Below are 7,863 nucleotides of genomic sequence, written 5' to 3' on the forward strand. Positions count from 1 at the left end.
TGCCTGACACTATGGGAGAGCTTGTCAGACCACTCAAGCCCTAATGTTACCGGTCACTTTCGTTTATCTCTTTCCTTGAGGGAGAGGGCGGGGGCCGCGCCGTCAGGCGTGGGAGGATGAGGGATTTAGACGGCCAAAGGCGTACCCCCTCACCTCCCCGCCGCAAGCGGCGGGTCCCCTCCTCTCCCCATGGGAGAGGAAAGCTCAGGTCACCCCGACCAGGCGTCGACCACGCTCTCCAGCACGGTCAGCGGGGTCGGGCCGACCAGCAGGGCGGTGTCGTGGTACTTGCGGATGTCGAACTTGCCGCCGAGACGAGCCTTGGTGCGCTCGCGCAGGGCGGCCCAGACGGTGTGGCCCACCTTGTAGGAGCAAGCCTGGGCCGGGTTGGCGCAATAGCGTTCGACCTCGCGGGTGATGCGCCCCTCGTCGTCGCCGCCGGTCTCGACCATGTAGGCGATGGCCTTCTCGCGGCTCCAGCCCTTGGCGTGGATGCCGGTGTCGACCACGCAGCGCGAGGCCCGGAACAGCCGCGCCTGGTACATGCCCAGCAGGCCCAGGTCGTCGGTCTCGTACAGGCCCATCTCCATGGCCACCTGCTCGGCATAGAGCGCCCAGCCCTCGGTGTTGGCCGAAAAGAACATGTTCTGGCGCAGGCGCGGCAGGCTGCCCTCGGCGGTCAGGGCCAGCTGGAAATGGTGGCCCGGCGCGGCCTCGTGATAGGTCAGGGTCGGCAGGGCGTAGCGGGGACGCTCGGCCGTGTCGCGCAGGTTGATGTAGAAGGCCCCGGGGCGCGAGCCGTCCAGCGGCGGGCGCTCGTAATAGCCGCCCGACGAGCCGGCCTCGGTGTAGGGCGGGATGCGGCGCACCTCGACCGGGATCTTCGGCGTGATCCCGAACCACTGCGGCAGCTTGGGCTGCATCTCGGCGATCAGGCGGTTGCAATAGGCCAGGATCTGGGCGCGGCCCTCGTCGGTGTTGGGATAGCTCTCGCCCGGCAGGTCCTTGAGCGCGGCCATGCGCTGACCGACCGAGCCTTGCGTGAAGCCACGCTTCTTGAGGATCTCGTCCATGCGCGCCTGGATCTGCGCGCCCTCCTCCAGACCGAGGCGATGGACCTCGTCGGGGGTCTTCTCGGTGGTGGTGTAGATGCGCAGCAGGGCGGCGTAGAAGGCGTCGCCGTCCTTGAAGCGGTTCATGCCGGCCTCGTGCACGGCCTTGGCGCGGACGGCGGTCAGGGTCTCGATCTGGCGGTCCAGCGCCGGGTGGATCGCGCTGGCCAGCAGGGCGGCGGCCTTGGCGTCGTAGTCGCCATAGGCCTTGGCGCGCCGGGCCATCGAGGCGACCAGCACGTTCTTTTCCGGCGGCAGGGCGCGGAACTGCTTCAGCTGGCCGATGGCCTTGTCGAGGATGAAGTCCGACGGGATCACGCCCTTGGCCGCATCGGCCCGCACCCGCTCGCTTTCCTGGTCGAGCACGCCGGCGAACCCGGCCATGCGGGCGAGATAGCTGTCGGCGTCGGCCGCAGACTTCACCTCGTGCTTGTTGTCCAGGAAGCTGGGAACCGACGAATAGCCGCCGTAGAACTGGGTCACCACGAACGGCCGCGACACCGCGCCGTAGTCGAAGCCCGAAGCCTTGTCGCGCGCGCCGTAATAGTAGGCGGCGGTGTCGTAGTTGACGGCGTCCTCGCCCGACAGCGCCTTGCGGTCGACGGCCTTCAGGCGCTTAAGCCGCTGGGCCGGCTCCTTGCGCTCCTTGAGCCAGGCGGCGATCGAGCGGTCGCCAAGCTTCGTGCGCGCGCCGGCATGGGCGCCGGTGTCGAGGCCGAGGTTGGTCGCCTGTTCCGGGCTCTCGGTCAGGTCTTCATCGAAGAAGGCGTCGAACAGGGCGTAGAGCTTGGCGGCCTCGCCTTTCGGGGCGGCGATGGCCGGCAGGGCCGTCGAGACGGCGGCGGCGGTCGCGCCGACCAGGAGCTGTCGGCGATCGAATTTCGTGGAATCGGACATGGGTTCTTCCAGAACAGGCGCGGCCGCGCGTCTGGGAGAACAAAGCCGTCCGGCGCCTCGCGGCCCCGGACGCCGGACGGCTCTATGCTTACTTGCGGGCGGCCAGGATGTCGTCCAGGCGCGCCGGCGTGCCGGCGATGCGCTCCAGGCGCGGGTAGCGCAGGCCGCCGCTGTAATCGAGCTTCACGGTGCGGTAGCGCGAGCCTTCCTTGACCAGCAGCTCGACCGGAACGCCCTTGGCGGTCGCCTTGACGGCGGCCTTCAGCTTCTCGGCGTCATAGGTGTCGCCGTTGACGGCCACCACGGTCAGGCCCTGGGTCAGGCCGGCCTTGAAGGCGGGGCCGTCCCACTGCACGTCGGTCAGCACCGCGTCCGAGCCCACCGTCAGGCCGATCGAATAGGCCAGGTTGGTGTTCTTGCCGCGGGTCTCGGAGACCTTGAAGTAGTCGGTGGGCGTGTCGGTATAGACCAGCTTGTAGCCGCCGCGCGTCAGGCCATCGAGCGGAGCCTTGGGGTTCACGCCCTCGATGCGGTCCTTCAGGAAGGTCGCCCAGTCATAGGGGACCACGCCGTTCAGCGCCGCCACCACGTCGTCGAAGGTGTAGGTGTGCGACACGTACGAGCCATCGGCGACGCCGAAGAAGGCCTTGGCGAAGTCGTCGAGCGATTTCTTGCCGCCGGTCTTCTCGCGGATCAGCGTGTCGGCGTCGAGCCAGACCAGCTGGCCTTCCGAGTAATAGTCCTCGCTGCGCTGGAAGCTCAGCCACGACAGCGGCTTGCGGCTGGCGATGATCGGGTCGTTGGTGGTGTCCTGCACGGGACGCCAGTCGCGGCCGCGACGGTTGTCGTACAGGGCCGCCGTCATGGCGATGGAATCGAGCGTCTGCTCCTTGGTCAGCAGGCCCGAACGCGACGACAGCACATAGCCCCAGTACTGGGTCTGGCCCTCGTAGACCCACATCAGGCTGTCGCGCATCGGGGTGTTGAGGGTCGGGGTCCACAGGTCGGCCCCGCGGCGGAACTTGCCGTTCCACGAGTGCGTGAACTCGTGCGGGAGCAGGTCGCGGCCGACATAGGACTTGTCCCAATCGGTGAAGTACTTCGGCGCGACGCGGTTCTCGCTCGACTGGTGGTGCTCCAGGCCGATGCCGCCCAGCTGGTCCGACAGGGCGACCAGGAAGTCGTAGTGGTCGTAGTGGTGCGAGCCGTACAGCTTGTAGGCCTGCTGCACGAGGTTCTTGTGGGCCTGCAACTGCTCGGGCTTGTACTCGAGCAGCTCGGGCTTGTCGGCGATCATGTTCAGGCGCACCGGAACCTTGCCGCCCGGATCCAGCTCGACCGACTTGAAGTAGCGGCCGGCGAACATCGGCGAGTCCACCAGGGTCTCGACCGTGGTCGGCTTGAAGCTGGTGACCTGGCCCTGCGTCTTGTCGACCTCCAGGGCCGAGGCGAACTGGAAGCCTTCCGGCAGCTTGACGGTCGGCTCCACCGTGATGCGGCGGGTGAAGTGGCCGGCCGGGTACATGGTCATCTGCAGCCACTGCAGGTTCAGCATGTCCGGCGTCATGACCATGCGGCCGACCTTGGTCTCGACCGGCGACAGGAACTTGTAGGCGACGGAGAGCTCGGTCACGCCGGCCGGCACGTCGATGTGGAAGGCGTTGACCTCGACCACGTCGCGCTTCCAAGGGATCGTCTGGCCATTGGCCGTGATCACCAGGCCCGCCAGCTTGTCGATGTCGTTACGCGGCGAGTGGCCGCCCGGAACCCACTGCGGATAGTACAGGGTCATCGGACCCGGCTTGGCGACCGGCAGGGTCAGCTTGATGTCGAAGATCTTGCGCTCGAGGTCGGTGGCGTCGACGTAGAGCTTCAGCACGCCCGGATAGGCCACGTCCTGCGGAGCCACGATCGGCGGCGTCGGGGCGGCCGGTTGCGGCAGGTAGTCCTGGGCGAGAGCAGCGCCGCCGACCAGCGACAGAAGCGAGACCGAGAAGAAAAGCGCTTTCAAGAAACCACCCCAATGCAGCCCGCGAACGTCCCCTCGCGGTAAGAAGCCTGGATGTTTCTTTTGTTAAGGCCCACTTGTCGAGACGAACTTGGCCGGACGGCGTTACGGCGACGCTGGTCGTTCAGGCCTTCGGACGCCGCTGGATCAACCCCAGCAACAGATAGGCGAGCGCCGCAACCGCCAGCGCCGGCAGGGTCGCGCCCAGCTGCGGGGCCAGGCGGCTGAAGCCCTGATAGGCCGCGACGCCGGCCGCCCAGGCCAGAAGTCCCGGCAGGTTCAGGCCCCAGGCGAAGGCCGTGGCGGCTTCGGCCTTGCGGCGGCGCACGACGAAATGGTCGGTCAGCAGCACGCCGAACAGCGGCGCGAACACCGAGCCGATCAGCAGCAGGAAGCCTTCATAGCGGGCAAGCGGCGCCAGGAGGGCGATCAGGGTGCACAGCGCGCCGAAGGCCAGGGCCAGGCGCGCGGGCCGCACCGGCGCCAGGGTGGCCGTCGAGACGGCGGCGGAATGGATGTCGGCGAAGGCGTTGTCGGTCTCGTCGACGACGATCAGCAGGAGGGCGATCCCGCCGCCCGCTGCGGCTAAAGCAGTCAGCAGCAGCCCCTCCCCGCTCCCGGCGGCCAGGGCGTAGCAGGCGCCCAGGCCCATGAACCAGATGTTGGCCAAGAGGTAGCCGGCGGCGCTGCCGCGGAACATCCGGCCCGGCGAGCGGCCAAAGCGCGTGTAGTCGGCGATCAGCGGCAGCCAGGACAGCGGCATGGCCACGACCAGGTCAACGCCCGCGCCGAAGCTCATCTCGCCGGTGCCGGCCTTGGCGAACAGTGCGGCCAGGTCGTGCTGGGACAGCAACCGCCAGGTCAGCCAGCCGGCCCCGCCCAGCAGCAGCCACAGGCCCCAGGCGCGCAGGAAGCGCCGCACGAACGACACCGGCCCCATGAAGGCCAGCCAGGTCGCAAGCGCCCCGAACAGCACCGTCCAGGCCAGCGGGTTGGACAGGCCGAAGGTCTGCCTGGCCAGGGCGTCGGCGGCGTCGCGCATGGCGATGATCTCGAATGCGCCCCAGCCGACCAGCTGCACTGCGTTCAGCACCGCCGGAACGGCCGCGCCGCGCGCGCCCAGGGCCAGCCGCAGCGTCCCCATGGCCGAAAGCCCGGTGTCGGCCCCGACCACCCCGGCCGCCGCCAGCAGCAGGGCGCCCAGCACCGAGCCGGTGACGATCGCCGCCAGCGCCATGCCGAGACTCAGTCCCGGAACCAGGAACGCCCCGGCCTGCAGCACCAGCAGGCCGATGCCCAGGCTGAACCACAGCGAAAATGCGTCGCGCGCCCCGAACACCCGACGCTCGGCCGGAACGGGGGTCAGCGGATCATAGGTGTCGTCGAGCTTGGCCATGGCGGGAGGCATAGCTCGCCTCTCTCCTTCCGTAAAATCCCGGCGAAAGCGGGGACCCCTCCCCCCGGACCGATCCGTGAGCAAATGTTTCCAATCGCGGCCATACGGCGATCGGGTCTTGTAATTGCAAGTCGCTCTCAAGTATGGACGGCGGCACTGAAGCTCGTCCGTTCCGGAATCCCGTGAAAGCCGCCGCCGAACAGAACCGCCGCTCCTTCTGGCTGAAACAGTTGCACCAGTGGCACTGGATCAGCGCGGCGATCAGCCTCGTGGGCATGCTGCTGTTCGCGATCACCGGCTTCACCCTGAACCACGCCGGCTCGATCGAGGCCGAGCCCAAGGTCGTCAGCAGGAAGGCGACCCTGCCGCCCGAACTGATCGCCGAGCTGGCGTTGGGCCCCACCGAGGGCAAGCGCCCCCTGCCAATCAAGGTCGAGACCTGGCTCGACAAGGCCGTAGACGCCGACATCGCCCGCCGCGTCGGCGAATGGTCCGACGCCGAGGTCTATCTGGCCCTGGCCCGTCCCGGCGGCGACGCCTGGATCGCCATCGACCGCGAGACCGGCGCCGTCGAGCACGAGAAGACCACCCGCGGCTCGGTCAGCCTGCTCAACGACCTGCACAAGGGCCGCAACACCGGCAAGGCCTGGAGCTGGTTCATCGACATCTTCGCCGGCGCCTGCGTGATCTTCACCGTCACCGGCCTGATCCTGCTTCAATTCCACGCCCGCGGGCGGCCGATGACCTGGCCGCTGACCGCCGCGGGGCTGGCCATTCCGCTCCTGATCATCATCCTGTTCGTCCACCTTTAGAGAAAGGCCGCCTTCCGTGAAGCGCACCGTCTCCCTGCTGACCTTCGCCGGCGCCGCCGTCGGCGCTCCGGCGATGGCCGCCGACCTCAACGTCACCGTCGAGATCCCGCGCCTTTCGGTGGCCGAGTATCACAAGCCCTACGTCGCCATCTGGGTCGAGGCGCCCGACGCCACCGCCGCCGCCACCCTGGCCGTCTGGTACGATCCGGACTCCAAGGAAGACAAGGGCGAGAAGTGGCTGAAGGACATGCGCCAGTGGTGGCGCAAGGCTGGGCGCACCATGAGCTTCCCGGCCGACGGCATCTCCTCGGCCACTCGCGCCCCGGGCCCGCAGAAGCTGACCTTCAGCGGCGCCAAGAGCCAGCTGTCGAAGCTGAAGCCGGGCGCCTACACCCTGGTGGTCGAAGCCGCCCGCGAAGTCGGCGGCCACGAGGCCGTGCGCGTGCCGTTCACCTGGGGCAAGCCCGGCAAGACCGCCTCCGCCAAGGGGACGGCCGAGCTCGGCGCCGTCTCGGTCACCGTCAAATAAGCAAGAGAGAAACGCCATGACCCTTCGCAAGCGCCTTCTCGCCCTCACGGCGGCGACCGTCGCCCTGACCCTGCCGCTGGCGGCCCACGCCCACCGCGCCTGGTTCGTCCCCTCGGCCACCATCCTGTCGGGCGAAGGCTCGTGGGTGACCGTCGACGCGGCCATCTCCAACGAACTGTTCTACCCCGACCACCGCGCCATGCGCGTGGACGGCGTGGTCATCACCACCCCGGACGGCACGACCGAGCCGCTGAAGAACGCCGCCACCGGCCAGTACCGCTCGGTGTTCGACGTCGAACTGGCCAAGCCCGGCACCTACAAGATCGGCACCGCCTCCAACAGCGTGATGGCCAGCTGGACCGAGAACGGTGCAGTGAAGCGCTTCCGCGGCAGCGCCGACGACTTCGCCAAGCAGGTTCCGGCCGGCGCCGCCGACCTGAAGACGATCAAGAGCTTCAACCGCAACGAAACCTTCGTCACCCGCGGTGCCCCGACCGACACGGTGCTGAAGCCGACCGGCAAGGGCCTGGAGCTGGTTCCCGTCACCCACCCCAACGATTTGGTGGCCACGGAAGCGGCGACCTTCAAGTTCCTGATCGACGGCAAGCCCGCCGCCGACCTGGAAGTGACCATCGTGCCGGGCAACTCGCGCTATCGCGCCACGCCGGGCGAGATCAAGGTCAAGACCGGCGCTGACGGCGCGTTCAAGGTCACCCTGCCGGAAGCCGGCATGTACTGGATGAACGCCAGCGTCCGCACCGGCGAGACCGGCCGCGGCGGCATGGGCGGCCCTCCGGGCGGCCCCGGCGGCCAAGGTGGTCCGGGCGGTCCGGGCGGCGGCGCTCCCGGCGGTCAGCCCCAGGCCCCGACGGCCCTGGCCGGCAACGGCTTCTCGGCCAGCTACACCGCGACCCTGGAAGCCCAGCGTCCTTGATCTGACGACCTAGCTCCTCCCCCGTGCCAACGGGGGAGGTGGCGCGGCGCTATCAGCGCCGTGACGGAGGGGGCGAGGGACGGAGCGCCGTGCGCGCCGCCGCCCCCCCCCCCCCGCCGCGGGCCCCCACCCCCCCCCCCCGGGGGGGGGCGAGGAATAAACCCCCACACCCCCC

6 protein-coding genes are annotated in these 7,863 nt (G+C 68.8%); 3 read left to right on the forward strand and 3 right to left on the reverse strand.

Annotation, left to right across the window (positions count from 1 at the left end):
- Positions 1–209 precede the first annotated feature (209 nt).
- The 3 genes from P7A99_RS11875 to cytX all read right to left on the reverse strand — a co-directional run bounded on the left by P7A99_RS11875 (position 210) and on the right by cytX (position 5,425).
- The gene (locus P7A99_RS11875; protein ID WP_277794060.1) at positions 210–2,009 is read right to left on the reverse strand and encodes a DUF885 domain-containing protein; all 1,800 of its coding nucleotides are present in this window, start codon (positions 2,007–2,009) and stop codon (positions 210–212) included.
- Positions 2,010–2,097: 88 nt separating this feature from the next.
- A complete protein-coding gene (locus tag P7A99_RS11880; protein ID WP_277794061.1) occupies positions 2,098–4,020 on the reverse strand; it encodes a M61 family metallopeptidase in 1,923 nt (640 codons plus the stop codon).
- Positions 4,021–4,141: 121 nt separating this feature from the next.
- Positions 4,142–5,425 carry a putative hydroxymethylpyrimidine transporter CytX gene (gene cytX / locus P7A99_RS11885; protein WP_277794062.1) on the reverse strand — a complete coding sequence of 428 codons (1,284 nt, stop codon included), beginning with the start codon at positions 5,423–5,425 and terminating at the stop codon, positions 4,142–4,144.
- Positions 5,426–5,595: 170 nt separating this feature from the next.
- On the opposite strand from cytX, the gene P7A99_RS11890 reads away from it, so the two are divergent.
- The 3 genes from P7A99_RS11890 to P7A99_RS11900 are packed head-to-tail and all read left to right on the forward strand — an operon-like array spanning position 5,596 to position 7,688.
- Complete coding sequence (locus tag P7A99_RS11890; RefSeq protein ID WP_277794063.1) at positions 5,596–6,225, forward strand: PepSY-associated TM helix domain-containing protein; 630 nt, start codon at positions 5,596–5,598, stop codon at positions 6,223–6,225.
- A 16-nt stretch (positions 6,226–6,241) separates the two neighbouring features.
- Complete coding sequence (locus tag P7A99_RS11895; protein WP_109100570.1) at positions 6,242–6,754, forward strand: DUF2271 domain-containing protein; 513 nt, start codon at positions 6,242–6,244, stop codon at positions 6,752–6,754.
- 16 nt (positions 6,755–6,770) lie between these two features.
- Positions 6,771–7,688 (forward strand): DUF4198 domain-containing protein, encoded by a 918-nt coding sequence (locus P7A99_RS11900; RefSeq protein ID WP_277794064.1) that lies wholly within the window; start codon positions 6,771–6,773, stop codon positions 7,686–7,688.
- Positions 7,689–7,863 lie beyond the last annotated feature (175 nt).

The organism is Caulobacter endophyticus (assembly GCF_029543245.1).
Lineage (GTDB): Bacteria > Pseudomonadota > Alphaproteobacteria > Caulobacterales > Caulobacteraceae > Caulobacter > Caulobacter endophyticus_A.

Excerpts from the sequence above, each read along its gene's own strand:
- cytX (WP_277794062.1), bottom strand. The coding sequence starts at position 5,425 with ATGCCTCCCGCCATGGCCAAGCTCGACGACACCTATGATCCGCTGACC.
- P7A99_RS11875 (WP_277794060.1), bottom strand. The coding sequence starts at position 2,009 with ATGTCCGATTCCACGAAATTCGATCGCCGACAGCTCCTGGTCGGCGCG.
- P7A99_RS11900 (WP_277794064.1), top strand. The coding sequence starts at position 6,771 with ATGACCCTTCGCAAGCGCCTTCTCGCCCTCACGGCGGCGACCGTCGCC.